The organism is Cupriavidus cauae (assembly GCF_008632125.1).
Taxonomy (GTDB): Bacteria; Pseudomonadota; Gammaproteobacteria; order Burkholderiales; family Burkholderiaceae; genus Cupriavidus; species Cupriavidus cauae.
Map to the genome: position 1 here is coordinate 51,790 of NZ_VWRN01000063.1, position 26,649 is coordinate 78,438.

The 26,649-nt window shown below is 69.3% G+C and carries 21 protein-coding genes and 1 pseudogene; 19 read left to right on the forward strand and 3 right to left on the reverse strand.

Translation table 11 applies throughout. The features are described 5' to 3' along the window. Positions 1-176: 176 nt before the first annotated feature. The 14 genes and pseudogenes from F1599_RS22685 to aceA all read left to right on the forward strand — a co-directional run bounded on the left by F1599_RS22685 (position 177) and on the right by aceA (position 19,132). Positions 177-2,339: a D-(-)-3-hydroxybutyrate oligomer hydrolase gene (locus tag F1599_RS22685; RefSeq protein ID WP_395896927.1), complete on the forward strand. Its 2,163-nt coding sequence runs from the start codon at positions 177-179 to the stop codon at positions 2,337-2,339. A gap of 32 nt (positions 2,340-2,371) precedes the next feature. Continuing rightward, positions 2,372-3,481, forward strand: a complete 1,110-nt coding sequence (locus F1599_RS26350) for a MaoC/PaaZ C-terminal domain-containing protein (protein WP_223819828.1) — start codon at positions 2,372-2,374, stop codon at positions 3,479-3,481. A 231-nt stretch (positions 3,482-3,712) separates the two neighbouring features. Further along, on the forward strand, positions 3,713-6,301 hold the full coding sequence (gene clpB / locus F1599_RS22700) for an ATP-dependent chaperone ClpB (protein ID WP_150084655.1): 2,589 nt from the start codon (positions 3,713-3,715) through the stop codon (positions 6,299-6,301). A 517-nt stretch (positions 6,302-6,818) separates the two neighbouring features. Continuing rightward, a complete protein-coding gene (locus F1599_RS22705; protein ID WP_149319073.1) occupies positions 6,819-7,826 on the forward strand; it encodes a sulfate ABC transporter substrate-binding protein in 1,008 nt (335 codons plus the stop codon). A gap of 230 nt (positions 7,827-8,056) precedes the next feature. After that, positions 8,057-8,854 (forward strand): annotated as a pseudogene (locus F1599_RS26355) (EAL domain-containing protein); the annotation flags it as partial. Between the two features lie 179 nt (positions 8,855-9,033). Next, entirely contained in the window at positions 9,034-9,702 is a 669-nt protein-coding gene (locus F1599_RS22715; RefSeq protein ID WP_149319072.1) for an RBBP9/YdeN family alpha/beta hydrolase, read from the forward strand. A gap of 160 nt (positions 9,703-9,862) precedes the next feature. Further along, complete coding sequence (cysT, locus tag F1599_RS22720; protein ID WP_150084657.1) at positions 9,863-10,834, forward strand: sulfate ABC transporter permease subunit CysT; 972 nt, start codon at positions 9,863-9,865, stop codon at positions 10,832-10,834. A 1-nt stretch (position 10,835) separates the two neighbouring features. Next, complete coding sequence (gene cysW, locus F1599_RS22725) at positions 10,836-11,921, forward strand: sulfate ABC transporter permease subunit CysW (RefSeq protein ID WP_150084658.1); 1,086 nt, start codon at positions 10,836-10,838, stop codon at positions 11,919-11,921. After that, positions 11,918-13,117 carry a sulfate/molybdate ABC transporter ATP-binding protein gene (locus tag F1599_RS22730; RefSeq protein ID WP_150084659.1) on the forward strand — a complete coding sequence of 400 codons (1,200 nt, stop codon included), beginning with the start codon at positions 11,918-11,920 and terminating at the stop codon, positions 13,115-13,117. The genes cysW and F1599_RS22730 overlap by 4 nt, the downstream gene beginning before the upstream one ends. Continuing rightward, entirely contained in the window at positions 13,114-14,070 is a 957-nt protein-coding gene (locus F1599_RS22735) for a CysB family HTH-type transcriptional regulator (RefSeq protein ID WP_150084660.1), read from the forward strand. Before F1599_RS22730 ends, F1599_RS22735 begins: the two co-directional genes overlap by 4 nt. A 426-nt stretch (positions 14,071-14,496) precedes the next feature. Further along, a complete protein-coding gene (locus F1599_RS22740) occupies positions 14,497-15,696 on the forward strand; it encodes a sensor histidine kinase (protein ID WP_150084661.1) in 1,200 nt (399 codons plus the stop codon). A 113-nt stretch (positions 15,697-15,809) separates the two neighbouring features. Further along, positions 15,810-16,625, forward strand: a complete 816-nt coding sequence (locus tag F1599_RS22745) for a LytR/AlgR family response regulator transcription factor (protein ID WP_149319066.1) — start codon at positions 15,810-15,812, stop codon at positions 16,623-16,625. Between the two features lie 299 nt (positions 16,626-16,924). Next, a complete protein-coding gene (gene rraA / locus F1599_RS22750) occupies positions 16,925-17,440 on the forward strand; it encodes a ribonuclease E activity regulator RraA (protein WP_150084662.1) in 516 nt (171 codons plus the stop codon). Positions 17,441-17,839: 399 nt separating this feature from the next. Further along, the gene (aceA, locus tag F1599_RS22755; RefSeq protein WP_149319064.1) at positions 17,840-19,132 is read left to right on the forward strand and encodes an isocitrate lyase; all 1,293 of its coding nucleotides are present in this window, start codon (positions 17,840-17,842) and stop codon (positions 19,130-19,132) included. An 80-nt stretch (positions 19,133-19,212) separates the two neighbouring features. On the opposite strand, the gene F1599_RS22760 is transcribed toward aceA, so the two are convergent. Together F1599_RS22760 and F1599_RS22765 are read right to left on the reverse strand one after the other, a co-directional pair. Next, a complete protein-coding gene (locus tag F1599_RS22760) occupies positions 19,213-19,647 on the reverse strand; it encodes a universal stress protein (protein ID WP_149319063.1) in 435 nt (144 codons plus the stop codon). A gap of 156 nt (positions 19,648-19,803) precedes the next feature. After that, on the reverse strand, positions 19,804-20,754 hold the full coding sequence (locus tag F1599_RS22765; RefSeq protein WP_149319062.1) for a LysR family transcriptional regulator: 951 nt from the start codon (positions 20,752-20,754) through the stop codon (positions 19,804-19,806). 249 nt (positions 20,755-21,003) lie between these two features. Here F1599_RS22765 and F1599_RS22770 point away from each other — a divergent pair, with 249 nt between their 5' ends. The 4 genes from F1599_RS22770 (at position 21,004) to F1599_RS22785 (ending at position 25,455) form a co-directional block, all read left to right on the forward strand. Next, positions 21,004-21,714 carry a haloacid dehalogenase type II gene (locus tag F1599_RS22770; RefSeq protein ID WP_150084663.1) on the forward strand — a complete coding sequence of 237 codons (711 nt, stop codon included), beginning with the start codon at positions 21,004-21,006 and terminating at the stop codon, positions 21,712-21,714. A gap of 46 nt (positions 21,715-21,760) precedes the next feature. After that, the gene (gene aceB, locus F1599_RS22775; RefSeq protein ID WP_149319060.1) at positions 21,761-23,347 is read left to right on the forward strand and encodes a malate synthase A; all 1,587 of its coding nucleotides are present in this window, start codon (positions 21,761-21,763) and stop codon (positions 23,345-23,347) included. A gap of 147 nt (positions 23,348-23,494) precedes the next feature. Further along, complete coding sequence (locus F1599_RS22780; protein WP_149319059.1) at positions 23,495-23,965, forward strand: SRPBCC family protein; 471 nt, start codon at positions 23,495-23,497, stop codon at positions 23,963-23,965. After that, on the forward strand, positions 23,962-25,455 hold the full coding sequence (locus tag F1599_RS22785) for a DHA2 family efflux MFS transporter permease subunit (RefSeq protein ID WP_395896942.1): 1,494 nt from the start codon (positions 23,962-23,964) through the stop codon (positions 25,453-25,455). The genes F1599_RS22780 and F1599_RS22785 overlap by 4 nt, the downstream gene beginning before the upstream one ends. Positions 25,456-25,622: 167 nt before the next feature. Here the strand turns inward: F1599_RS22785 and F1599_RS22790 are convergent, their stop codons facing one another. Further along, positions 25,623-25,892, reverse strand: coding sequence for an acyl-CoA-binding protein (locus tag F1599_RS22790; protein WP_149319058.1), 270 nt, complete (start codon positions 25,890-25,892; stop codon positions 25,623-25,625). Positions 25,893-26,010: 118 nt separating this feature from the next. Here F1599_RS22790 and tsaB point away from each other — a divergent pair. Further along, positions 26,011-26,649 (forward strand): tRNA (adenosine(37)-N6)-threonylcarbamoyltransferase complex dimerization subunit type 1 TsaB (tsaB, locus tag F1599_RS22795; RefSeq protein ID WP_150084664.1); only part of this gene is annotated, 639 nt, incomplete at its 3' end.

Sequence of the window (26,649 nt, forward strand, 5' to 3'; positions counted from 1 at the left end):
CGATGCAGCACAGACACGGAAGCGATGTGGCAGGACAGGGGGCGGGGCAGGCGGCAAGGCAGGAAGTGGGGCGAGCGGCCGGGCAAGGGGCAAGGCAAGACGCAGGGCACGGCGCAGGGCAAGGACGCCGCGGCGCCGCCAGGGCCATGCCAACGGCGGCAGGCGCGGCGCCATCGATGTCGCGGCCGGCCGTGCGCCGGGAAGGGCGGCCCGCCTGTGCGGGACCGGCGCGTCCCGCCGCCACCCGCCTGCTCGCGGTGCCGCTGGCCTGCATGGCGCTGGTCGCATGCGGCTCCGACGATGACGACGACCGTGGCGCTCCGGTCAACCAGCGCCCGGCCTATATCGGTTCGCTGACCGTGCATGAGTACGACGGCAGCGCCGACGACCTGCTGACCGCCGGGCTCGGCAAGGACGGACTGGCAGGCACCGCGCCGCTGCCGGCCGATCCGAATGCGCCGACGCGCACCGAACTGCGCCGCTATGCGATCTGGAGCAACTACACGGCGCTGGTCGATGTCAGCGCCGCCGGCGGCTACGGCACGCTGTACGGGCCCAATGTCGATGCGCAGGGCACCGTGACCGGCGGCCAGGGCAAGATCCCCGGCGTCGAGTACCTGGCCTATGCCGACGACGGCAGCGGCCGGCAGAACGTCACGATGATGGTGCAGATCCCGGCCAGCTTCGATCCCGCGCGGCCCTGCCTGATCACCGCCACGTCCTCCGGCTCGCGCGGCGTCTACGGCGGCATCTCGACCGGCGAATGGGGCCTGAAGCGCGGCTGCGCGGTCGCCTATACCGACAAGGGCACCGGCGCGGCGCCGCACGATCTGGGCAACGACACCGTCGCGCTGATCGACGGCACCCGCACCAGCCGCGCCGCGGCAGGCCGCGAGGCGCATTTCGCCGCGCCGATCGACGACAACGCGCGCGCCGCCTTCAACGCCGCGGCGCCGCATCGGCTGGCCTTCAAGCATGCGCATTCGCAGCGCAATCCCGAGAAGGACTGGGGCCTGTTCACGCTGCAGGCGATCGAATTCGGCATCTGGGCAATCAACGACCGCCATGGCGAGGTGCGCGACGGCCAGCGCCGCCGCACCATCGACAAGGACAAGCTGCTGGTGATCGCCTCGAGCCTGTCCAATGGCGGCGGCGCGGCGGTCGCCGCGGCCGAGGCCGACGTGCAGGGCCTGATCGACGGCGTCGCGGTCAGCGAGCCGAACCTGAACATGCCGCAGGATGCCGGCATCACGGTGCGGCGCGGCGGCACGCCGGTCGCGGTGAACGGCCGCACGCTGTACGACTACACGACGATGGCCAACCTGCTGCAGCTGTGCGCGGCGCAGGACCCGGCCAACGCGCAGGCGCCGGCGGTCGGTTTCTACGCGACGCTGGGCGCCATTCCGGCCAACCGCTGCGCCGCGCTCGCCAGCGCCGGCATCGTCAAGGGCGCGACGCTGGCGGAACAGGCGGCCAGCGCCCAGCAGGCGCTGCGCGACTATGGCTGGGAGCCCGAATCGTCGGTGCTGCACGCCTCGCTGGGCTTCTTTGAGGTGGCCAGCGCGGTGTCGGTGACCTATGCCAATGCGCTGTCGCGCGCCAGCGTGACCGACCGGCTGTGCGGCTACAGCTTCAGCGGCATCAACGCGGCGTTCGAACCCGCGCCGGTGACCCAGGCGCAGATGGCCAACATGTTCTCCACCGGCAATGGCGTGCCGCCGTCGTCGGGCGTGCAGCTGATCAACGACCTGGACCCGCGCGGTCCGCGCCGCGACCTGCTGTCGCGCTCGCCCGGCTCGCCGGTAGACGACGCCAACACCGCCGGCGCGCGCTGCCTGCGCGACCTGGTGACCGGCAACTCGCCGCAGGCCCTCGCGCTGCAGGTGGGCCAGCGCCTGACGCTGCGCAACGGCAACCTGCGCGGCAAGCCGGCGCTGATCGTGCACGGCCGCGACGATGCGCTGCTGCCGGTCAACCACACCTCGCGCCCGTACCTGGGCCTGAACCGGCAGCGCGAGGGCGCGGCCAGCCGGCTGTCGTATGTCGAGGTGACCAACGCCCAGCACTTCGACGCCTTCAATGCGCTGGTGCCCGGCTATGGCAATCGCTACGTGCCGCTGCATCTGTACCTGAACCGCGCGCTCGACGCGATGTACGACCATCTGCGCAGCGGCACGCCGCTGCCGCCGTCGCAGGTGGTGCGCACGGTGCCGCGCGGGGGCACGCCGAACTCGCCGGCGCCGGCGATCCAGCCGTCCAACGTGCCCGGCTTTGCCGCCAACCCCGCCGCCGGCGACCGCATCGAGGTCGTCGGGGGCATCGTCGAGGTACCGCAGTGACGACGGCCATCCAGCAGACCGCCGGGCCCGCGGTGGGCGCCGCACCTACCACGCCCGCCGCGGCCGCCCCGATCCGCGTGCTGACGCAGCACGACTTCGACCGCTTCGCGCGCCTGTCGCGCGACGACAATCCGATCCACTGCGATCCCGCGTTTGCGCGCGGCACGCATTTCGGTGCGACCGTCGCGCACGGCATGCTGCTGTTCTCGCTGCTGTGCGCGCAGATGCAGCGAGGGCGAGCGGGGCCGGTGCTGCCGCTGGCGCAGACGCTGATGTTTCCGCAGCCCACCTACGTCGGCGACGGCGTGGTGGCGGAACTGGTGCCGGGGGAGGGCGCGGCCGGACGGATCGCGCTGCGCACCGCGATCCGCTGCGTGCAGCGCGGCGGCCGCGCGCTGGGGGCTCCGCCGTCGGCCACACTTTCGGCCCCGCTGTCGGCCCCGCTGTCAGCCCCACTTTCCGCCCCAGTTTCGGCCGCACTTCCGGCCCGGGAATCGGCACCGTTGTCGGCCACCTTTTCGGCCACCTTTTCGGCCTCGCTGCCTGCTCATGAGGCGCCGGTCACGGCCAGCGGCGAGGCGGAACTGCTGCTCGATCCCGATGCCGCCGCGCTGGCCGGGCCGCTGGTGGCGGGTGCCGACGCGGCGATCGCCGGCGACGCGGCGCTGTACCACCTGCGGCCCGGGCAGCAGGCCGACGCGGTGCGCGCCTTCGAGGCAGCGGACATCGACGAGTACGTGGCGCTGAGCGAGGACGCCAATCCGCTCTACACGGACGCGGCGCTGGCCCGGCGCCGCGGCTTCGACGGCCCGGTGGTGCCGCTGCCGCTGCTGGCCGGCATGTTCTCCGACCTGCTCGGCACCCGCCTGCCGGGGCGCGGCACCGGCTGGATGAAGCAGTCGCTGCGGCTGCGGTCGGCGGCCCGGCTGGGCGAGCCGCTGCGGGCCACGGTGCGGATCGTGCGGCTGCGCGCCGACAAGGAGCTGGTCAATCTGGCCACCGACATCACGGGCGAGGGCGGCCGGCTGGTGCTGCAGGGCGAGGCGCTGGTGCTGGTGCGCAACCTGGAGCGCAAGCTCGCGGGCAGCGCCGCCGACCCTGCCTGCCCGGGGGAGGGCCGGCAGGCCGCGGCGTCGTCCTGATCCCTCCGCCGGCGCATCGCTTCCGCGTGCTCGTGCGCCGCTTGCGCGCCGCTTGCGCGCTGCTTGCGCCACATCAAGCGACATCAAATACGCATCGTTTCGTCTTGAAATGTCACGGCAAAGCCCTATCTTCGGCAGTGACATCCGGTGTCCTGCCGGCCGACGACGCGGTGCGTACCGACTGCGCCGCCGGGGCCGCCTCGGGACACGTATCCCAGAGAGGGTTTCCCCATGCGTCTTGACAAACTGACTACCCGATTCCAGGAAGCGCTGGCCGATGCCCAGACCCTGGCGATCGGCAACGACAACCAATACATCGAACCGCAGCACCTGCTGCGCGCGCTGCTGGCGCAGAACGACGGCTCGGCGCGCGCGCTGCTGTCGCGCGCCGGCGTCAACATCAACGGCCTGGCCAGCGCGCTCGACGCCGCCATCAAGCGGCTGCCGCAGGTGCAGGGCACCAGCGAGGTCCAGCTCGGCCGCGAGCTGGCGGCGCTGTTCAACGCCACCGAGAAGGAAGCGATCAAGCGCGGCGACCAGTTCGTCGCCAGCGAGCTGTTCCTGCTCGCGGTCGCCGACGACAAGGGCGAGACCGGCCGCATCGCGCGCGAGCACGGCATGAGCCGCAAGTCGCTGGAGGCGGCGATCGACGCCGTGCGCGGCGGCGAGTCCGTCAACAGCGCGGACGCCGAGGCCCAGCGCGAGGCGCTGAAGAAATACACGATCGACCTGACCGAGCGCGCCCGCCTGGGCAAGCTCGACCCGGTGATCGGCCGCGACGACGAGATCCGCCGCGCGATCCAGATCCTGCAGCGCCGCACCAAGAACAACCCGGTGCTGATCGGCGAGCCCGGCGTCGGCAAGACCGCGATCGTCGAAGGTCTGGCGCAGCGCATCGTCAACGGCGAGGTGCCCGAGTCGCTGAAGAACAAGCGCGTGCTGGTGCTCGACATGGCGGGCCTGCTGGCCGGCGCCAAGTATCGCGGCGAGTTCGAGGAACGGTTGAAGGCGGTGCTGTCCGATATCGCCAAGGACGAGGGCCAGACCATCGTCTTCATCGACGAAATCCACACGATGGTCGGCGCCGGCAAGGCCGAGGGCGCGATCGACGCGGGCAACATGCTCAAGCCCGCGCTGGCGCGCGGCGAGCTGCACTGCATCGGCGCGACCACGCTGGACGAGTACCGCAAGTACATCGAGAAGGACGCCGCGCTGGAGCGCCGCTTCCAGAAGGTGCTGGTCGACGAGCCGACGGTCGAGGCGACCATCGCGATCCTGCGCGGCCTGCAGGAAAAATACGAGCTGCACCATGGTGTCGAGATTACCGACCCGGCCATCGTCGCCGCGGCCGAGCTGTCGCACCGCTATATCACCGACCGATTCCTGCCCGACAAGGCGATCGACCTGATCGACGAGGCGGCCGCGCGCATCAAGATGGAAATCGACTCCAAGCCGGAGGAGATGGACAAGCTCGAGCGCCGCACGATCCAGCTGAAGATCGAGCGCGAGGCGGTCAAGAAGGAAACGGACGAGGCCTCGCGCAAGCGGCTCGATCTGATCGAGCAGGAGATCGCGCGGCTCGAGAAGGAGTACGCCGACCTCGACGAGATCTGGAAGGCCGAGAAGGGCGCGGCCCAGGGCGCGGCCGCGCTGAAGGAGGAGATCGACAAGATCCGCCTCGAGATCGCGCGGCTGCAGCGCGAGGGCAAGCTCGACAAGGTCGCCGAGCTGCAGTACGGCCGGCTGCCGGAGCTCGAGGGCAAGCTCAAGGCCGCCACCGCGGCCGAGGCCAGCGAGCAGAAGCAGCCCAACCGGCTGCTGCGCACGCAGGTCGGCGCCGAGGAGATCGCCGAGGTGGTCAGCCGCGCGACCGGTATTCCGGTGGCCAAGATGATGCAGGGCGAGCGCGAGAAGCTGGTCGCGATGGAGGACTACCTGCACAAGCGGGTGGTCGGTCAGGACGAGGCCGTGCGGCTGGTGTCCGACGCGATCCGTCGTTCGCGCGCCGGGCTGGCCGACGAGAACAAGCCGTATGGCTCGTTCCTGTTCCTGGGCCCGACCGGCGTCGGCAAGACCGAGCTGTGCAAGGCGCTGGCCGAGTTCCTGTTCGACTCGGAGGAGCACCTGATCCGCATCGACATGAGCGAATTCATGGAGAAGCACAGCGTGTCGCGGCTGATCGGCGCGCCGCCGGGCTATGTCGGTTACGAGGAAGGTGGCTACCTGACCGAGGCGGTGCGGCGCAAGCCGTATAGCGTGGTGCTGCTCGACGAGGTCGAGAAGGCCCATCCGGACGTGTTCAACGTGCTGCTGCAGGTGCTCGACGACGGCCGGCTGACCGATGGCCAGGGGCGCACCGTGGACTTCAAGAACACGGTGATCGTGATGACGTCGAACCTGGGCTCGCAGATCATCCAGCAGATGAGCGGCGAACCGCACGAGGCCATCAAGGGCGCCGTGTGGCAGGAGGTCAAGACGCAGTTCCGGCCGGAGTTCCTGAACCGCATCGACGAAGTGGTGGTGTTCCACGCGCTCGACCAGAAGCACATCGAGTCGATCGCGAAGATCCAGCTGCAGCGCCTGCAGTCGCGCCTGGCCCGCATGGACATGGCGCTGGAAGTCAGCGACGCCGCCCTGGAGCGCATCGCCAGCGCGGGCTACGATCCGGTGTTCGGCGCGCGGCCGCTGAAGCGCGCGATCCAGCAGCAGATCGAAAACCCGGTGGCGCGGCTGATCCTGGAAGGCAAGTTCGCCGCCAAGGACGTCGTGCCGGTGGACTACCAGAACGGGGAGTTCACGTTTGGGCGGGTGGTGCATTGAGAAAGAGGTGGCGCGGCGCATCTCTGGCGCTTGCGCGGCGACGGCGCCCGTTCTTGACCTGCGTCAAGGCGCCGTTGCTTCCTTGCCCCTAACATCGACCCTGTCATGAAGCTGCGGGGGCGCACTTCATGACTTGTCTACCCGTTTCCAACCTGGAAACTTGACCCGCGGTGCTCCCGTACCGCGGGTTTTTTCTTTTGGGCGCGCGTCCGCGCCCGTCGTCGCCAAGTCCGGTCATTGCCTCGTCGTTGCCCGGTCCTGTCCGCCGTCCTTCCCCCTCATTGCCCCGTTTCTTGGTCTCGTCTGCGGCCTCGTCCTTTGGCGTGGCCCTTGGTGGGCCTCGTCATTGCCCCGGCACGGCCGTCCGGCCGCCTTATGCGAAAAACGTGCTTGGATCGGCGAAACCATTCGTTCCTTGTCGCCTTGCCCGCCGGTAGCCTCGATGCTGTCGCGATGGCCCATGCATGCCGTCGCGCATGCCAGCCTTGTTTTTTCCGACGGACGGGAGCCCTTGAAGATGATTCGCCAGTTGGCCATTGCGGCCGCAGTGTTGTCCCTTGCCGGCGCGGCCGGTCTCGCGCATGCCCAAACGACCCTGTTGAACGTGTCCTACGACCCCACGCGCGAGCTGTATGTCGACGTGAATGCCGCCTTCGCCAAGGCCTGGAAGGCCAGGGGCGGCGACAACGTGACGATCCGCCAGTCGCACGGCGGCTCGGGCAAGCAGGCGCGCTCGGTGATCGACGGGCTGGAGGCGGACGTGGTCACGCTGGCGCTCGGCTACGACGTCGATGCGGTGGCGCAGAAGGGCCTGATCAAGCCGGACTGGCAGAAGCGGCTGCCGCACAACGCCTCGCCCTATACCTCGACCATCGTGTTCCTGGTGCGCAAGGGCAATCCGAAGAACATCCGCGACTGGAGCGACCTGGTCAAGCCGGGCGTGCAGGTCATCACGCCCAACCCGAAGACCTCCGGCGGCGCCCGCTGGAACTATCTGGCGGCCTGGGGCTATGCGCTGCGCCAGCCGGGCGGCAACGAAGCCAAGGCGCGGGATTTCGTCGCCCAGCTGCTGAAGAACGTGCCGGTGCTGGACTCCGGCGCGCGCGGCGCGACCACGACCTTCGTCGAGCGCGGCATCGGCGATGTGCTGATCGCCTGGGAGAACGAGGCGCTGCTGGCGATCAAGGAGCTCGGCCCGGACAAGTTCGATATCGTCGCGCCGTCCGTGTCGATCCTGGCCGAGCCGCCGGTCGCGGTGGTCGACAAGGTGGTCGACAAGCGCGGCACGCGCCGTGCCGCCGAGGCCTATCTGCAGTTCCTCTATACCGACGAGGGCCAGGAGATCGCGGCGCGCAACTACTACCGCCCGATCTCGCAGAAGATCGCGGCCAAGTACGCGTCGGCCTTCCCGCAGGTGAAGCTGTTCACCATCGACGAGGTGTTCGGCGGTTGGCAGAAGGCGCAGCAGGCCCACTTCGCCGACGGCGGCACCTTCGACCAGGTCTATCAGCCTGGCCGGCGCTGAGCCGCGGGACGGGAGCATTCATGAGCCCAGCCGGCACCCAACGCGGCATCGATCACGGCATCGATCGCGGCATCGATCGCGGCATCGATCGCGGCAGCGATCGTGGCACCGAACGCGGCGCGCTCCGCCGTCGCGCTCCCGCCGATGGACGGCCGCTCGCGGAGGCGGGCGGCATTCGGGATCTTGAACGGTGCGCCGGCGCGCGGTTCGACGCGGCCGGCGCGCCGCCGATACCGGCCGACGCGCCGCCGCTTCCGGCCGCGCTGGCCCGCTATCTCGAGGCGCTGCCGGCGCGGCCCGAGCCCGGCTATTCGCTGTGGCGCGACGCGCGCGGCCAGGTGCAGGGGCGCTTTCACCATTGCTCGCTGACCAGCGCGTTCGCGCCGCTGATCGCGCTGGCCGACCGCCGCGTGATCGGCCATGAAGGCACCATCCGGACGTACGCAGGCGAGCAGCCGGGACTGGCCGCGTGGAAGCTGTTCGCGCTGGCGGCCGACGACGCCTCGCTGGTCGCGCTCGACCGGCTGTCGCGGCTGCTGCATGCGATCAACTACGTGGCCGCGGGCGGCACGGGGCGGCTGGTGCTGAACGTGCACAACCGCCTGCTGGCGGCGGTGGCCGACGACCATGGCGCGGCGTTCCGGCGCGCGGTGCAGGCGCTGGACCTGCCGCAATCGCAGCTGGTGATCCAGGTGCCGGCCAGCGCCAACGACAACCTGCCGCTGCTGCTGCAGGTCGTGGGCAACTACCGGCGCAACGGCTTCGCCGTCAGCCTGCAGGCGTCAGACCCGGCCGAGGCGGGCGTGCTGATCGCGCAGGCGCGGCCGGACTGGCTCAAGCTCGATATGGGCCGGCTGTGGACCGACCGCCAGCTGGCCGGCCTGCGCGCCAGCGCCTTTGAGGCCGGCGTGACGCTGATCGGCCGCCGGCTCGACAGCGCCGAGACCGCGCTGCGGCTGCAGGCGGCCGGTATCGAACTGGGGCAGGGCGCCCATGCCGGCGCGACGCTCGGCCCAGGCGAGTTGCGGCGCGCGGGGCGCCTGCCGTGCGGCCCGGACTCGTGCCGCGCCGACTCGCACCGCGCCGACTCGCACCGCGCCGACTCATGCCGCCCCGACTCGGACCGCGCCGACTCGGACCGCGCCGACTCGGACCGCGCCGACCCACACCACGCCGATTCGCGCCACGAAGACCAGGAGGAACCGAGATGACGTCGCATCTGCCGTCCCATGCCGCCGAAATCGAGCTCGAGGTCCCATCGGGGCTCGGCATCCTGACCGTGCCCGGGCTGCACGGCAGCGGCCCCGAGCACTGGCAGAGCCGCTGGGAACGCCGCTTCCCAGATTGGCAGCGCGTCGAGCAGCGCGACTGGTCGCGCCCGAGCCTGCATCTGTGGGCCGACCGGGTGGGCGACGCCGTCGCGCGGGTGAGGCGGGTGGCGCCGCGCGGCGCGGTGCTGGTGGCCCACAGCTTCGGCTGCCTGGCGACGCTGCGGCACGCCGCGAACGACGCCGACGGCATCGCCGGCGCCCTGCTGGTCGCCCCGGCCGATCCCGACAAGTTCGGCGTCGCGCCGCTGCTGCCGGCCTACCGGCTGCCGTTTCCGACGCTGCTGGTGGCAAGCCGCAACGATCCCTGGATGGCGCAGCGCACCGCCTTCACCTGGGGCACGCTGTGGGGCAGCGAGCTGCACGACGCGGGCAGTCTCGGTCACATCAACGCCGATTCGGGCCTCGGCCGCTGGCCGGAAGGGCTGGGATTGCTCGGCACGCTGCTGCAAAGGATCGACACCCGGCGCCGCGGACGCCCCCACGATCAGCACGGCACGGCGTGGGAAGCCGGGCTCGAAGTGATCCCGACCGTCCCATATATCTGAATCGACTAAAGACATGCGTAAATATTCGTTCTGGATATAAGCGCTGCTCTGCACAATCTATTGGACCCGCCGCCGGCGCCGCACTGACGCGCCGGCGGCGCCCAACGTGCGTCCCGCGTGGCGCGCATCGTCGCCGTCGGCGGCTTTCGAACCAGACACCATGCCTGCCACCCTTCCATTGACCGATACCGTGCCAGCGGCGCCGACCTTTCCGCGGCGCCTGCCCGGCCCGCTGCGCGCCCGCCCGACGGTGCTGCCGGGCTTCGGCCTGTCGCTCGGCTTCACGCTGCTGTATCTGACGCTGATCGTGCTGATTCCGCTGGCGGCCGCCTTCCTGAAGGCATTCACGCTGAGCTGGGACAGCTTCTGGGCGATCGTCACGGCGCCGCGCGTGCTGGCCGCCTACAAGCTGAGCTTCGGCGCCTCGCTGATCGCGGCGCTGGTCAATACCGTGTTCGGGCTGGTGGTGGCCTGGGTGCTGGTGCGCTACCGCTTTCCCGGCCGGCGCCTGGTCGATGCGCTGGTCGATCTGCCGTTCGCGCTGCCGACCGCGGTGGCCGGCATCGCGCTGACCGCGCTGTTTGCCGGCAACGGCTGGATCGGCCGCTGGCTCGAGCCGCTGGGCATCAAGGTCGCCTTCACCCCGCTGGGCGTGGTGATCGCGCTGACCTTCATTGGGCTGCCGTTCGTCGTGCGCACCGTGCAGCCGGTGCTGGAGGAACTCGAGCGCGAGCTGGAAGAGGCCGCGGCCAGCCTCGGCGCGACCCGTTCGCAGACCTTCCGGCGCGTGATCGTGCCGGCGATCGCGCCGGCGCTGCTGACCGGGTTTGCTCTGGCCTTCGCCCGCGCCACCGGCGAGTACGGCTCGGTCGTCTTCATCAGCGGCAACATGCCGATGGTGTCCGAGATCGCGCCGCTGATGATCTACGCCAAGCTCGAGCAGTACGACTATGCCGGCGCGACCGCGGTGGCGGTGGTAATGCTGCTGATCTCGTTCGCCTTGCTGCTGCTGATCAACGGGCTGCAGGCCTGGTCGCGGCGCCGCCAGAACGGCGGCCGCCAGGCCCCGGCGCAGGCGCGCGACGACGCGGCCGACTCCTCCCGTGCGCTGACCGCTGCCGGAGACTTCTGAGATGGCCGCGACGATTCCTCTGGGCGCCGCCCGCGCGCTGCCGCCCGGGCGCCTGCATGACGCCACCGCCGAGGCGCCGTGGGTGCGCCGCGCGCTGATCGCGCTGGCCGCGCTGTTCCTGACGCTGTTCCTGTTCGTGCCGCTGGCCGCGGTGTTCTACGAGGCGCTGCGCCAGGGTTTGCACGCCTACTGGAACGCGCTGGTCGAGCCCGACGCGCTGTCCGCGATCCGCCTGACGCTGACCGTCGCGGCGATCGCGGTGCCGCTGAACCTGGTGTTCGGCGTCGCCGCGGCCTGGGCCATCGCCAAGTTCGAATTTCCCGGCAAGAGCCTGCTGACCACGCTGATCGACCTGCCGTTCTCGGTCTCGCCGGTGATCTCGGGCCTGATCTATGTGCTGCTGTTCGGCGCGCAGGGCTGGCTCGGTCCGTGGCTGGCCGAGCACGACATCCGCATCCTGTTCGCGGTGCCGGGCATCGTGCTGGCGACCGTCTTCGTGACCTTTCCCTTCGTCGCCCGCGAACTGATTCCGCTGATGCAGGCGCAGGGCACGGAGGAAGAGGAGGCCGCCATCGTGCTGGGCGCCTCGGGCTGGCAGACCTTCTGGCGCGTGACGCTGCCCAATATCCGCTGGGGCCTGTTGTACGGCGTGATCCTGTGCAATGCGCGCGCGATGGGCGAGTTCGGCGCGGTGTCCGTGGTGTCGGGCCATATCCGCGGGCTGACCAACACGATGCCGCTGCACGTCGAGATTCTCTACAACGAATACAACTTCGTCGCCGCCTTCGCGGTGGCCTCGCTGCTGACGCTGCTGGCCCTGCTGACGCTGGCGATCAAGACACTGGTCGAATTCCGGACGCGGCGGGAGCTGGGCGAGGCGAGCGAAGAGGCCGTGCCGGCCGCTTCGGCTGCATCGCCAGCATCGGCGGTATCGGCGGCAACGTCCGCAGCGGCCGCACGCCCGGCCACGTTGCACGCGCATGCACCCTCGTTCGGTGGGGAATCCGCGCGCGACGGGCACCCCGCCAAGGTACGCGGCCCGGCCGCCGCGGCCGACGCGCAAGACAGCTTGGGATGGACATCATGAGCATTCAGGTAAGGCATCTGCACAAACAGTTCGGCGATTTCGTCGCGCTGGACGACGTCTCGCTCGATTTCGCCGAAGGCGAGTTGACCGCGCTGCTGGGACCTTCCGGCTGCGGCAAGACGACGCTGCTGCGCGTGATCGCGGGGCTCGAGCGCGCCGACCGCGGGCAGGTGCTGCTGGAAGGCCAGGATGCGACGGGGCAGCCGGTGCGCCAGCGCCAGGTCGGCTTCGTGTTCCAGCACTACGCGCTGTTCCGCCATATGACGGTGTTCGAGAACGTCGCCTTCGGCCTGCGCGTCAAGCCGCGCGGCGAGCGGCCGAGCGAGGCGCAGATCCGCGAGCGCGTGCGCGCGCTGCTGGAGCTGGTGCAGCTGGACTGGCTGGCTGACCGCTATCCGCCGCAGCTGTCCGGCGGCCAGCGCCAGCGCATCGCGCTGGCCCGCGCGCTGGCGGTCGAGCCGCGCGTGCTGCTGCTGGACGAACCGTTCGGCGCGCTCGACGCCAAGGTCCGCAAGGAACTGCGGCGCTGGCTGCGGCGCCTGCACGACGAACTGCATGTGACCAGCGTCTTCGTCACGCACGACCAGGAGGAGGCGCTGGAGGTGGCCGACCGCGTGGTGCTGATGCAGCGCGGCCGCGTCGAGCAGGTGGGCTCGCCGCAGGCGGTCTACGAGCATCCGGCCACGCCGTTCGTGTTCGGCTTCCTGGGCCATGTCAATCGCATTCACGGGCGGCTCGAGCGCGGCACCGATGGCGGCGCGCTGCGTAGCGGGGCGGCGCTGCTGTCGCTGTCCGATGGTCTGGGCGACGACGGCCTGGGCTCGGTCGACGAGGCCGAGGGCGCCGAGGCGATCGGCTACGTCCGTCCGCACGAGGTCGAGCTGGAGCGCTATGCGCCCGGCGCCGAAGGCATCGTCGCGACGCTGCGGCGTGCGCTGGCGCTCGGACCGGTCGCGCAGCTGGAACTGGAGCGCGAGGACAACCGCGAGCTGATCGAGGTCGTGCTGCCGCTCGAGCGCTTCCAGCGCGACGGCTATCGCGAGGGCGAGCTGCTGGCGGCGCGGCCGCGGCGCATGCGCGTGTTCGCGGGCGGGCAGGGCGTGCGGCAGGCGGGCCGAGGTTCGGCACAAGCGGCGACGCAAGCGGCGACGCAAGCGGCGGCGCAAGCGTCTGCACAGGCAGGAGCGGCCCGATGAACTTCCAGCAACTGCGATCGATCCGAGAGGCGGTGCGCCGCCAGTTCAACCTGACCGAGGTTGCCAACGCGCTGTACACCTCGCAGCCGGGCGTGTCGCGCCAGATCCGCGAACTCGAGGAAGAGCTGGGCGTCGAGATCTTCGAGCGCTACGGCAAGCGGCTGACCGGGCTGACCGCGCCGGGCCGCGAGATCGTCCGCATCGTCGAGCGTCTGCTGCTCGAGGCGGAGAACCTGCGCCAGGCGGGCGACGAATTCGCCGGCCGCCATACCGGCCGGCTGACGGTGGCCACCACGCATACGCAGGCCCGCTATGCGCTGCCGAAGGTCGTCACGGAATTCCGCCGCGCCTATCCGCACGTCACGCTGGCGCTGCAGGAGGCCTCGCCCAACCATATCGTCGAGCTGCTGCTGTCGGGGCAGGCCGATATCGGCATCGCCACCGAGGCGCTGGCGAGCGAGCCGTCGCTGACCGCGTTCGACGCCTACACCTGGCGCCATGTGCTGGTGGTCGCGCCGGACCACCCGCTGACGCGGCTGCCCGAGCCGACGCTGGAGGACCTGGCCGGTTTTCCGATCATCACCTACGACGCGGGCTTTACCGGCCGGCGCAAGATCGACAGCGCCTTCGCGCAGGCCGGCCTGCAGCCGGAGATCGTGCTGACCGCGCTCGATGCCGACGTGATCAAGACGTATGCGGAGCTCGATCTCGGCGTCGGCATCATCGCCTCGATGGCCTACGATCCGCGCAAGGACAGCGGGCTGGTGCGGATCGCGGCCGATCATCTGTTCGCGCCGAACACCACCAGCGTGGCGGTGCGCCGCGGCGCCTATCTGCGCGGCTATGCGCATGCCTTCATCCAGCTGTTCGCGCCGCAGCTGTCCGAGCAGGCGGTCAGCAGCGCGCTGGCCGAGGGCGGCAGCTTCGGGGCGCTGACGGCCGAGACTGCGTAGGTTTGCGCACGAAGCCGGCATCGCGGCGCCGCCGCATGCTGGCTCTTCTTCGGCGCCGCGCGATCGCCGCGGTGCATCGTTGCATTGCCTCGCGATGCCGTCGCGCGGCCGCATCCACTTCGGACCCGGCAGCGGCCCCTTCGCGCCGCTGGTCGCCCGTTCGTCGCATCCGGGTTTCATTCGCGCCGTGACCCGGGTTACATTACGCGCACGGACACGGGATGCGTACCGATGCAGCGGCCGCCAGCCATGCTGCACCGCATCGCCGGTCATCCCGTGCCGCATGCGATCCGCCTCCGAGCTGGCGAATGCCGCGGTTGGGGGCCGCACCGCCGCATGGAACGTCGGCGGGTCGCGGCTAGAATGAGGCAATGGTCCCTCCCCACACCCGCGTCGCCGAGGTGGCGGTGGAAGGACGGAGGCGACATGAGATCGACGCACCGCTGTTTCACCCACGCCATTCCTTCCCGCCTGACGCTGCTGGGACGCGACCTGGTGTTCGTGCTGGTCATGAACGGCGTGATCGCGGTCAGCCTCACCTGGGGCTTCCAGACCGTCGGCACCTTCCTGAAGAACTTCGTCTATAGCCAGCTGATCGGCCTGTCGATCTGGGCGCTGATCGATATCCCGCGCGTGGTGATCTGGCGCAACGAACGCCCGGCGGGCTGGCCTTTCATCCTGCTGGCGATCGCCGCGGTGCCGCTCGGCGTGCTGTTCGGCAGCTGGGCGACGCGGATGGTGTTGGACCTGCCGCCCAAGTCGATGGAAGAGGCCAACGACATGCTGCGCATGTGCCTGGTGGTCGGGATGCTGGCGGCGACCAGCATGATCTACTTCTACTGGTCGCGCGAGCGCCTGGCCTTCCTGCAGCGCCAGGCCGCGCTCGACGCGCTGCAGCGCGAGGAGGCCGAGAAGCAGCTGGTGCGCGCGCAGCTGATGGCGCTGCAGGCGCAGATCGAACCGCACTTCCTGTTCAACTCGCTGGCCCACCTGGACGGCCTGATCGCCACCGATCCGCATGCCGCGCGCAAGCTGCTGCAGGGGCTGATCGGCTTCCTGCGGCGCTCGCTGGCCCATACCCGCGCGGAACAATGCACGCTGCAGCAGGAATTCGCGCTGCTGCGCAGCTATCTCGATATCCAGGGGCTGCGCTTCGGCCAGCGCCTGTCCTATCAGTTCGATCTGCCCGACGATCTGGCCGAGGTCGAGATTCCGCCGATGCTGATCCAGCCGCTGGTCGAGAACGCCGTCACGCATGGCATCGAGCCCTGCATGGCGGGGGGGCGCATTACCGTGTCGGCACGCGCGCAGGGCGAGAACGCCGTGCAGGTGTCGATCGCCGATACCGGCGTCGGCTTCGCGCAGGCGCCGGTCAAGGGCTCGGGCCTGGGGCTGACGCATGTGCGCGAACGCCTGGCGCGGATCTTCGGCGCCGCCGCCACGATGCAGATCGAGGAGAACGTGCCCAGCGGCGTGGTGGTGCGGCTGACCGTGCCGGTCACGCGCAAGCCGGTCCAGCAGGGCGTCGCCGCGCCGGCCGCCACATGCGGGACGGCGCAGGCCGGCGCCGGCGCGGCGGTGCCCGTGCCGCCCGTGCCGGCCGCCTCCGCCGCGGCGCGGTCCTGATACCGATATCGCGAGGCCTGCGGACTGTCGCCGCGGGCCCGCCCCGTTTCGTTACCGCTGACGGTCCGCCGACGACCGTCGATGATCCCCGATCGACTGCCACCGACTCCACGATGACGCCGACCCTGCTGATTGCCGACGACGAACCGCTCCTTGCCCGCGTGTTGCATGCCGAATTGTCCAGCCTGTGGCCGGAGGCGCAGATCGTCGCGACCGTGCATGACGGGGTGTCGGCGCTCGAAGCGGTGCGCCAGCACGCGCCGCGCGTCGCCTTTCTCGATATCCGGATGCCGGGCATCACCGGCATGGAGGTGGCGCGCGACCTGCTGGGCAAGCCCGGCGCGCCGCTGGTGGTGTTCGTCACCGCCTACGACCAGTTCGCGCTGGAGGCCTTCGAGAGCGCCGCCGTCGACTACGTGCTCAAGCCGATCCAGCGTGAGCGGCTGGAGGCGACCGTGAACCGGCTGAAGACGCGGCTGGCGATGCCGCCGCAGACGATGGACGGCAGCGCCTCGGCGGGCGCGCTCGAAGGCGAGCGGCTGGAGCAGTTGCTGAACCGGCTCGAGGCGCTGGACCGCGACACCATCGCGCGCACCGGCGGGCCGTACCTGCGCTTCATCAAGGCCCTGGTCGGCCAGGAGGTGCGGATCATCCCGGTCGACGAGGTGATCTACCTCGAGGCCACCGACAAGTACGTCAACGTGGTGTCCAGCAGCGGCGAGGCGCTGATCCGCACCAGCCTGCGCGAGCTGACCCAGCAGCTCGATCCGGACCGCTTCTGGCAGATCCATCGCGGCACGGTGGTCAACATCGACTGCGTCGCCGCCGCAGTCAACCAGTCGCTCGGGCGGCTCACGCTGAAGTTGCGCAATCGCCCCGAGACGCTGGCGGTGGCGCGGCAGTACGCGTATCTGTTCAAGCAGATGTAAGGGCTGTTGGGGGGTGCGCCGGCGCGGGCCTTGCGTCGGCCTTCTCCGGCCTTCGGCCTTCTCCGGCCTTCGGCCCGGCCTCCCGCGCGCGCTTCCTTCGGAGCTTCTGCCCGGCCTTCCGCGCGGACTTGCTTCCGCGCTTCTGCCCGGTCTTCCCCGGTCGTTTTCCACTATGATGCTTCGGTTGCGCCGCACCATCGGGCGCACCCGGGCATCGCGCCCGTCTTCGCGTTTTTCGCTTTGTCCGCTTTTTCCCCTTTTTCCCCTTTGTTTCCCTGCTGATCGAGGAGTGAATTGCCATGGATTTCGCCACCACCGACCTTTGCGACGATCACGAGGCACGCCTGGCCGACGGCTCGCTGCGCGTGCTGACGCCGGGCTGGCAGGCCTTCGGCAAGCGCGCGCGCTTCGCCGGCCCCGCCATGACGCTGAAGGTGTTCGAGGACAACTCGCTGGTGCGCGAGGCGCTCGAGTCGCCGGGACAGGGCAGGGTGCTGGTGGTCGACGCCGGCGGCTCGGCGCGCTGCGCGCTGGTCGGCGGCAATCTCGGCCAGCTCGGCGAGAAGAACGGCTGGGCCGGCATCGTGCTGAACGGCTATGTGCGCGACACCGTCGAGCTCAACGATTGCGACATCGGCATCCGCGCGCTGGGCGTGCATCCGCGCAAGAGCGAGAAGCGCAACAGCGGGCAGCGCGACGTCGCGCTGCAGATGCCGGGTGCGGTAGTGCGTCCGGGCAACTGGATCTACGTCGACGAGGACGGCGTGCTGGTGTCGGACGTCGACCTGGCGAATGCCAGCGTGAAGCAGGGCTGACGACGGCGCGGGCCAGGCAGGGCAGCCTACCGGCCAGCTTGTTGCCCCTGCACCGCCCGACAGCGCTTGCACACCATTTCACGATGCGGAAAGACGTTTTGGTCCGCAAAAATACATGGGTGCGTGGCACAACGGTCGTTTCTCATGATGGGAAAGGTCTTGCCGTATCGTGAAATGTTTTCGATAAACTACTGAAATATAAGGATAAAAAATCTGCGGCGCAGGCCGCATCGAGCCTTGTTGCGTCGCGGGACGCTTCTCTACACTCTTATATAAGACATATGACTTGCGGCGCCGCCGGAACGCTGAGACCGGCACCCGGCGCCCCAGGTCGGCAGACCGGCTCCCCGTCCGGTCGCGTCGCAAAGATTTGCCGAACCCCATCAACAGGAGAGTGACATGTCCCGCGAAATCGAAGCACAAAAGCTCAAGCAAGACTGGGAAACCAACCCGCGCTGGAAGGGCATCAGCCGCCACTACACCGCCGAGGACGTGGTGCGCCTGCGCGGCTCGGTCCAGATCGAGCACACGCTGGCCCGCCGCGGTGCCGAGAAGCTGTGGCATCTGCTCAATACCGAGCCGTTCGTCAACACGCTGGGCGCGCTGACCGGCAACCAGGCGATGCAGCAGGTCAAGGCCGGCCTGAAGGCGATCTATCTGTCGGGCTGGCAGGTCGCCGGCGACGCCAACCTGGCCGGCGAGATGTATCCGGACCAGTCGCTGTATCCGGCCAACTCGGTGCCGCAGGTGGTCAAGCGCATCAACAACACCTTCCAGCGTGCCGACCAGATCCAGTGGAGCGAAGGCAAGGGCGACATCGATTTCTTCGCGCCGATCGTGGCGGACGCGGAAGCGGGCTTCGGCGGCGTGCTGAACGCGTTCGAGCTGATGAAGGCGATGATCGAAGCGGGCGCCGCCGGCGTGCACTTCGAAGACCAGCTGGCCTCGGTCAAGAAGTGCGGCCACATGGGCGGCAAGGTGCTGGTGCCGACCCGCGAGGCCGTCGCCAAGCTGACCGCCGCGCGCCTGGCCGCCGACGTGATGGGCGTGCCGACGCTGGTGATCGCCCGTACCGATGCGGAAGCGGCCGATCTGCTGACCTCGGACATCGACGATCGCGACAAGCCGTTCTGCACCGGCGAGCGCACCGTCGAGGGCTTCTACCGCACCAAGGCCGGCATCGAGCAGTCGATCGCACGCGCGCTGGCCTATGCGGAAGTGGCCGACCTGGTCTGGTGCGAAACCGGCAAGCCGGATCTGGAATTCGCCAAGAAGTTCGCCGAGGCGGTGCACGCCAAGTACCCGGGCAAGCTGCTGGCCTACAACTGCTCGCCGTCGTTCAACTGGAAGAAGAACCTGGACGACGCCACCATCGCCAAGTTCCAGAAGGAGCTGGGCGCGATGGGCTACAAGTTCCAGTTCATCACGCTGGCCGGCTTCCACTCGCTGAACTACTCGATGTTCAACCTGGCCTACGGCTATGCGCGCAACCAGATGAGCGCGTTCGTCGAACTGCAGGAAGCCGAGTTCAAGGCGGCCGAGAAGGGCTTCACCGCGGTCAAGCACCAGCGCGAAGTCGGCACCGGCTACTTCGACGCGGTCACGCAGACCATCGAAGGCGGCCAGTCGTCGACCACCGCGCTGAAGGGCTCGACCGAGGACGAGCAGTTCTTCGACAAGAAGGTGGCTTGATGTAGTGGGCTCTCCCTCTCCGTTTCCCTCTCCCGATGGCGGGAGAGGGAGAGGGGAAGGGGTTCAGCGAAGGTGCTGCCTTACCGGTAGACGATCACCGGAATATCGGTATGCGTCAGCACCTTCTGCGTCTCGCTGCCGAGCAGCAGGCCGGACAGGCCGCGGCGGCCGTGCGAGGCCATGAAGATCACGTCGCAGCCATGCCGTTCGGCCGCGTCGATGATGCCCAGATAGGGCACCGCGAAGGTCGACATATCGGTGTCGCAAGGCACACCGGCCGCGGTCGCGGCGGTTTCGACCTCCTTCAGATAGATGCGCGCCTGCGCCTCGATGCGGTCCTTGAAGGCCTGCGGGGCCTCGACCACGATTTCGCTGAAAGGCGTGTACGGATATTCCTCGAGACAGACATAGGCCGTGACCCGGGCGCCGATGGCCCTGGCCAGTTCGATGCCGCCGTCGATCGCTTTCTTGGACAGCTCCGAACCGTCAGTGGGGAGCAGGATGTGCTTGAACATGGCCGATCTCCTTGCGATGAGTCCAAAGGCATACCCGAGGGGCACCGGAAGCGGGCGGACAACGGGCGGACAAAACCGGGCCCGCGCTGACTTCATTGTAGCCAGTGTGGCGGCTAATGCATCGCGGGCGAACCCTTGCCCGATCGTCGTGCAGGGTCAGGCACCGACCGGCTCGTCGGCGGCGGGCAGCGGCGCCTGTTCGCCCCGGCGCCAGTAGGCGGGGTTGCCGTAGGTGTTCTTCAGATGATCGATAAACAGCCGCACCCGCAACGGCAGATGCTTGCGCTGCGGAAACACCGCATGGATGCCGATCGGCGGCGCCTGGAACTCATCGAGCACCGTCACGAGGCGCCCGGTCGCGATCTCGTGGCCGACCTCCCACCACGAGCGCCACGCAAGCCCGTGTCCTTGCAGACACCAGGCATGCAGCACCGCGCCGTCGGTGCATTCCATATTGCCGCCGACCTTGACCGTGACCGGCCGCCCGTCCTGCTGGAACACCCAGCCGCGCTGCACGTTGGCGCTGGCGCCGAAGGCCAGGCAGTTGTGCGCGGCGAGTTCCTCCGGCAGCTGCGGCGTGCCGCGCCGCGCCAGATACGAGGGCGCCGCCACCACCACGCGGCGGTTCTCGGCCAGCCGGATCGACACCAGGCTCGAATCGGGCAGGTCGCCCAGGCGAATCGCGCAATCGAAGCCCTCGTTGACCAGGTCGACCACGCGGTCCGACAGGTCCAGCGTGATGGTCACGTCCGGATGCGACTCGATGAACAGCGGCACCACCGGCGCCACGTGCTTGCGGCCGAAGCCCGCCGGTGCCGTCACGCGCAGATGGCCGCTGGCCTTGACGCCGCCCGCCGAGACGCTGGCCTCGGCGTTCTGCAGATCGTTCAGGATGCGCTGGCAGTCTTCCAGGAAGGCCGAGCCCTCGAAGGTCAGCGTGATCTTGCGGGTGGTGCGCACCAGCAGCTTGACGCCCAGCCGTTCCTCGAGCGCGTCGATGCGGCGGCCGATGATGGCCGGCGCGACGCCCTCGGCGGTGGCGGCCGCGGACAGGCTGCCGCGCGAGGCGACCGAGACGAAGGTCGCCAGTTGCTTGAAATGATCCACGTGTCCCCGACGGTTTGCGGCTGCCCGGACACAAAGCGATCTTGGCGATACGTGCCGGTCAGCGGATGGCAGGGTCGGAGCCGATATTGGTTTCGGATCTTCCGACGGTTCGCCAAGATTAGTAGGGCAAAAGTAAAAGATCAAGTGACCCGGGTCGGCTATGCCGCGCTGCAGCGCCTGCCTACAATGCTCGGAATTCGTGGTACGCCGGCCCTGCGCCGCGGCCGCCAACCCTGGTCCTTGCCCGCTATGAACCCGATCCGCGCCGTCGTCTTCGATGCCTATGGCACGCTGTTCGACGTGTATTCCGTCACGGCGCGCGCGGAGCAGCTGTTTCCCGGCAAGGGCGAGGCGCTGGCGCTGCTGTGGCGCGACCGCCAGATCGACTACACGCGGATCCGCACCCTGGCCGCGCCGGACGGGGCCTGGTACAAGCCGTTCTGGGCGATCACCGTCGACGCGCTGCGCTATGCGGCGCAGCGGCTCGATCTGCGGCTCGATGCCGCGGCCGAGGCGCAGCTGCTGAAGGAATACGCCTGCCTGTCGGCCTTTCCGGAGAACCTGGGCGCGCTGCGCCGCCTGCGCGCGGCCGGGCTGCCGCTGGGCATCCTGTCCAACGGCAATCCGGAGATGCTCGACATCTCGGTCAAGAGCGCCGGCATGCAGGGCCTGTTCGACCATGTGCTGTCGGTCGACGCGGTGCGCCAGTACAAGACCGCGCCGGCCGCCTATGCGCTCGGTCCCGCGGCCTTCGGCGTGCCGGCGCACGAGATGCTGTTCGTCTCGTCCAACGGCTGGGACGCGTGCGGCGCGACCTGGTTCGGCTACACCACGTTCTGGATCAATCGTGCCGGCCACCCGGCGGAGCGGCTCGACGCCGAGCCGAGCGGGACCGGGCACGACATGAACGACCTGCTCGATTTCGTGCGCGCACGCGGCATTGCCGTCGCGCACGGATGACGAGGGCAGGCATGGCACAACCCCCATCGATCACAGGAGAACATTGATGGCCATCACGTTGCCTGCGGGCATGAAGATTACCGGCGAAATCCTGCCGGCCTACGAAGATATCCTCACGCCGGAAGCGCTGGCCCTGGTGGACAAGCTGCACCGCGCCTTCGAACCGCGCCGCCAGCAGCTGCTGGCCGCCCGCGTCGAACGCGCCAAGCGCCTGGACGCGGGCGAGCGCCCCGACTTCCTGCCGGAGACCAAGTCGATCCGCGAAGGCGACTGGAAGATCGCGCCGATCCCCAAGGCGCTGGAGTGCCGCCGCGTCGAAATCACCGGCCCGGTCGAAGCCAAGATGGTCATCAACGCGTTCAACTCGGGCGCGGACAGCTACATGACCGACTTCGAGGACTCGAACACCCCGAACTGGCACAACCAGCTGCAGGGCCAGGTCAACCTGAAGGCCGCCGTGCGCCGCACGCTGACGCTCGAGGCCAAGGGCAAGGTCTACAAGCTGAACGACAAGATCGCCACGCTGCAGGTGCGTCCGCGCGGCTGGCATCTGGACGAGAAGCACGTGACCATCGACGGCCAGCGCGTGTCGGGCGGCATCTGGGACTTCGCGCTGTTCCTGTATCACAACGCCAAGGAGCAGATCGCGCGGGGCGCCGGTCCGTTCTTCTATCTGCCGAAGATGGAAAGCCATCTCGAGGCGCGCCTGTGGAACGACATCTTCGTGATGGCGCAGAACGAGATCGGCCTGCCGCAGGGCACCATCAAGGCGACCGTGCTGATCGAGACGATCCTGGCCGCCTTCGAGATGGAAGAGATCCTGTACGAACTGCGCGAGCACAGCGCGGGCCTGAACGCCGGCCGCTGGGACTACATCTTCTCGTGCATCAAGAAGTTCAAGACCGACAAGAACTTCTGCCTGGCCGACCGCGCCAAGGTCACGATGACCGCGCCGTTCATGCGCGCGTACGCGCTGCTGCTGCTCAAGACCTGCCACAAGCGCGGCGCGCCGGCGATCGGCGGCATGAGCGCGCTGATCCCGATCAAGAACGATCCGGAGAAGAACGAGATCGCGATGCAGGGCATCATCGGCGACAAGCGCCGCGATGCCACCGACGGCTATGACGGCGGCTGGGTGGCCCACCCGGGCCTGGTCGAGCCGGCGATGAAGGAATTCGTCGCGGTGCTGGGCGACAAGCCGAACCAGTTCGAGAAGCAGCGCCCGGACGTCAACGTGAGCGCCGCCGACCTGCTGAACTTCCAGCCCGAAACGCCGATCACCGAAGGCGGGCTGCGCATGAACATCAACGTGGGCATCCATTACCTGGGCGCCTGGCTGGCCGGCAACGGCTGCGTGCCGATCCACAACCTGATGGAAGACGCCGCCACCGCCGAGATCTCGCGTTCGCAGGTCTGGCAGTGGATCCGCTCGCCGAAGGGCGTGCTGGAAGACGGCCGCAAGGTGACCGCCGAGATGGTGCGCGCGCTGATTCCGGAAGAGCTGGCCAAGGTCAAGGAAGTGGTCGGTGGCGACACGAAGACCTACGACCGCGCCGCGGAGATCTTCGAGCAGATGTCGACGTCGGAATCGTTCGCCGAATTCCTGACGCTGCCGCTGTACGAGGAGATCTGAGTGTGAGCCTCGTCCCCGCTCGCGCGGGGACGACGGCCATCTCGATTCCAGAGCCCGAAGCCCGCATCCGCGGGCTTTTTGCTTTGCGGGATGCGGCCCCGGCGCGGGGCCTTCATAATGGCGGCTTGAGCAAGAGGGAGAATCAAGTTGCGCTTCGAGCATCTGGTAGAGATCAATGACCCCAACATGCCGGCGCTGGACCCGCTGACGGCGGACCAGGTCTGGCAGGGGCTGGTGCTGCGCGGCCAGTCGCCGGAGCTGTTCGTGCTGGGCCTGGACCGCGCCGAAATCACCGGCCGCGGCGACGACTGGATCGAGCGCGTGCTGCATTTCGGCAAGGCCGAAGTGCGCGACCGGGTCGTGTTCGAATCGCGCCGATCGGTCCGTTACGAGACCGCCGCCACCGCCGACCATGCCGGCGGCACGCTGACGATGACCATCGAGACGCCGGGCCCGGGCGCGCTGCTGCTGCGCTTCACCTACGAGACCACGATGCCGGCGGTCGACGCCAGCGGCGACGACCGCTACGCCGAGATCGTCAAGTCGGCCTATCACGAGGCCGATCTCGATACGGTCCGCAAGATCCGCGAACTGGCCAGCACCGGCAGGCTCGGGTGAGCGAAGGTTCCTTGCCGCCGCGCGGCGGCGACGGTCCGGCGCGCGGCGCGCCCACGCGCGCGCAGCTGCGCGAGCGCTACGGCGACAAGCTGCGCTGGCTGGTGCTGGTCACGCTGATGATCGGCACGATGTCCTCGATCGTGTCGTCGACCATCGTCAATGTCGCGGTGCCGGACCTGAGCCGGCATTTCGGCCTCGGGCAGGAGCGCGCGCAATGGGTCGCGGCCAGCTTCATGATCGCGATGACGCTGGCGATGCTGCTGACGCCGTGGCTGCTGAACCGCTACGGCCTGCGCCGCACCTTTCTCGGCGCCGCCGTGCTGCTCGGCGTCGGCGGGCTGGTCGGCGGCTTCTCGCCGACCTATGGCGTGATGATCGCGATGCGCGTGGCCGAAGGCGTGGCCGCCGGCATCATGCAGCCGCTGCCCAATATCCTGATCCTGCGCGTGTTCGAGGAACGCGAGCAGGGCAGGGCGATGGGCATGTTCGGCTTCGGCGTGGTGCTGGCGCCGGCGCTGGGGCCGAGCCTGGGCGGCTTCCTGGTCGAATCGTTCGGCTGGCGCTCGATCTTCTTCGTGGTGGTGCCGCTGACCATCGTCGCCGGACTGATGGCGCGCCGCTTCATGGCGATCGATTCCGCGATGATGGGCGAGCGCAAGCCGCTCGACTGGCAGGGCCTGGCGCTGGCCGGCGTCGCCACGGTGATGCTGCTCAACGGCCTGGTCGAGCTGCGCGAGGACACCGTCACCGGCCTGCTGCTGTCGGGCCTGGGCGTGCTGCTGCTGGTGCTGTTCGTGCTGTGGCAGCTGCGCGCGTCGGACCCGCTGATGAACATGCGGCTGTACAGCTATCGGCAGTTCTCGGCCGGCGCGGTGGTGGCCTTCATCTATGGCGCCGGGCTGTTCGGTTCGACCTATCTGCTGCCGGTCTATATGCAGATGGCGCTGCAGTACTCGCCGTCGCAGGCGGGCTTCGTGCTGCTGCCGGCGGGGATCGCACTGGCGGTGACCATCGCCGCGGCCGGCCGGCTGACCAGCCGCGTGCCGCCGCATATCCAGGTGTCGGCGGGGCTGGCGCTGCTGGCCGCGTCCTTCCTGCTGATGGCGCTGGGCTCGCTGATGACGCCCTATGTGGTGCTGGTGGCGCTGGCGGTGCTGGGGCGTATCGGCCTGGGCTGCATCCTGCCGTCGCTGTCGCTGGGCGCGATGCGGGGCGTCGATTTTTCGCTGATCGCGCAGGGGTCCAGCGTGATCAACTTCGTGCGGCAGCTGGGCGGTGCCATCGGCGTCAGCCTGGCCGGGGTCGGCCTGCAATGGCGGCTGGAGTCGCACGGCGCGCTGCTGGCCGGCAATCAGGCCGGGGCCGATGCCGCGGCGCGCATCCGCGCGTTCGACGAGACCTTCCTGGCGGTGGGGCTGGTGATTGCGACCGCGATCCTGGCCGCCTGGCGGATCCGGCCGCGGCAGCAGCCGGAGCGGGTGGGGCAGTAGCGCCTGATGTCTGTCGCGCCCGCGAACGCAGCGGGCGCACCGTGCTGGCTGTCTCGTGTGGAAGCCGCCGGGTCCCCGCCTGCGCAAGGGATGGCAGGGCGGGGACGGCGGCGCGGGGATGTCCGCGCGAAGAAGACAGCGCGCGAAGACGGCGGCGCGGCGCTGGCTCAGCTGGCCGCGCCCGACTTCAGTTCCTCCACCAGCTCGATGTACTTCTGCATCGCCTCTTCCTGGCTGGTGCCCTTCAGCGTTTCCCAGGCCTCGAACTTGTAGCGCCCGACGAAGTCGGTCATGCCCGGCTTGTCGCCATGGACGTCGCCCTCGCTGCCTTGCTTGAACAGCGCGTACAGGCGCAGCAGCGTCATGTTGCTGGGGCGTTCGGGCAGTTGCTTGACGTCGTTCTGCGCTTGCTCGAAGCGCTGTTGCAGGTCGCTCATGGGGGACTCCGGGACGGTGAGGGAGATGGACCCGCGATGATAGCCCCCGGGCCGCCAAACCCGCCCGGAAAAAACCGAGGGCGGCTTCGGTTCCGCGGCCAGCGGATACAATCGCGGCATGTCATGGATTCTTGCCGTTGAAACCTCCACCGAGTGGTGTTCCGTCGCGCTCGGACACGCCTCGCCGACCGGCGGCCTGCGCTGCCTGGCCCGCCACGAACAGACCGGCCCGCGCTCGTCGGGCCGGGTCCTGCCCGCCGCCGGCGAACTGCTGGCCGAGGCCGGCATCCGGCTGGCCGATTGCGCCGCGATCGCCTTCGGCGCCGGCCCGGGCTCGTTTACCGGCCTGCGCACCGCCTGCGGCATCGCGCAGGGGCTGGCGTTCGGCGCCGATCTGCCGGTCGTGCCCATCAATACGCTGATGGCCTGCGCCGAACGCGTGCGCGGGGTGCCCGGGGCCGCGCTGGAGGGCGACGCCACGGACCAGCCGCTGCCCGCCGGCGTGCCGGTGCTGGTCGCGCTCGACGCACGCATGGACGAGGTCTATACCGGGCTGTTCGAATGGGACGCGGTCCGCGGCGAATGGCAGGAAGCCGCTCCGATGCGCGTCGCCGCGCCCGAGGCGGTGCAGGCGCCGTCCGCACCGTTCTGGCTGGCCGGCAACGGCGCCGCCGTCTACGGCGAACGCTTGCATGCCGCCGCGCAAGCCGCGCGCACGATCGCCGGCGCGATGCCGCACGCGGCTGCCGTGGTCGCG

Bases quoted from the DNA above. Each gene is read 5' to 3' on its own strand.
- F1599_RS22705 (WP_149319073.1), top strand. From the start codon at position 6,819: ATGATTCGCCAGTTGGCCATTGCGGCCGCAGTGTTGTCCCTTGCCGGC.
- aceA (WP_149319064.1), top strand. From the start codon at position 17,840: ATGTCCCGCGAAATCGAAGCACAAAAGCTCAAGCAAGACTGGGAAACC.
- F1599_RS22735 (WP_150084660.1), top strand. From the start codon at position 13,114: ATGAACTTCCAGCAACTGCGATCGATCCGAGAGGCGGTGCGCCGCCAG.
- F1599_RS22760 (WP_149319063.1), bottom strand. From the start codon at position 19,647: ATGTTCAAGCACATCCTGCTCCCCACTGACGGTTCGGAGCTGTCCAAG.
- aceB (WP_149319060.1), top strand. From the start codon at position 21,761: ATGGCCATCACGTTGCCTGCGGGCATGAAGATTACCGGCGAAATCCTG.
- rraA (WP_150084662.1), top strand. From the start codon at position 16,925: ATGGATTTCGCCACCACCGACCTTTGCGACGATCACGAGGCACGCCTG.
- F1599_RS22730 (WP_150084659.1), top strand. From the start codon at position 11,918: ATGAGCATTCAGGTAAGGCATCTGCACAAACAGTTCGGCGATTTCGTC.
- cysT (WP_150084657.1), top strand. From the start codon at position 9,863: ATGCCTGCCACCCTTCCATTGACCGATACCGTGCCAGCGGCGCCGACC.
- F1599_RS22715 (WP_149319072.1), top strand. From the start codon at position 9,034: ATGACGTCGCATCTGCCGTCCCATGCCGCCGAAATCGAGCTCGAGGTC.
- F1599_RS22685 (WP_395896927.1), top strand. From the start codon at position 177: ATGTCGCGGCCGGCCGTGCGCCGGGAAGGGCGGCCCGCCTGTGCGGGA.
- clpB (WP_150084655.1), top strand. From the start codon at position 3,713: ATGCGTCTTGACAAACTGACTACCCGATTCCAGGAAGCGCTGGCCGAT.
- F1599_RS22745 (WP_149319066.1), top strand. From the start codon at position 15,810: ATGACGCCGACCCTGCTGATTGCCGACGACGAACCGCTCCTTGCCCGC.
- F1599_RS22790 (WP_149319058.1), bottom strand. From the start codon at position 25,892: ATGAGCGACCTGCAACAGCGCTTCGAGCAAGCGCAGAACGACGTCAAG.
- F1599_RS22770 (WP_150084663.1), top strand. From the start codon at position 21,004: ATGAACCCGATCCGCGCCGTCGTCTTCGATGCCTATGGCACGCTGTTC.
- cysW (WP_150084658.1), top strand. From the start codon at position 10,836: ATGGCCGCGACGATTCCTCTGGGCGCCGCCCGCGCGCTGCCGCCCGGG.
- F1599_RS22740 (WP_150084661.1), top strand. From the start codon at position 14,497: ATGAGATCGACGCACCGCTGTTTCACCCACGCCATTCCTTCCCGCCTG.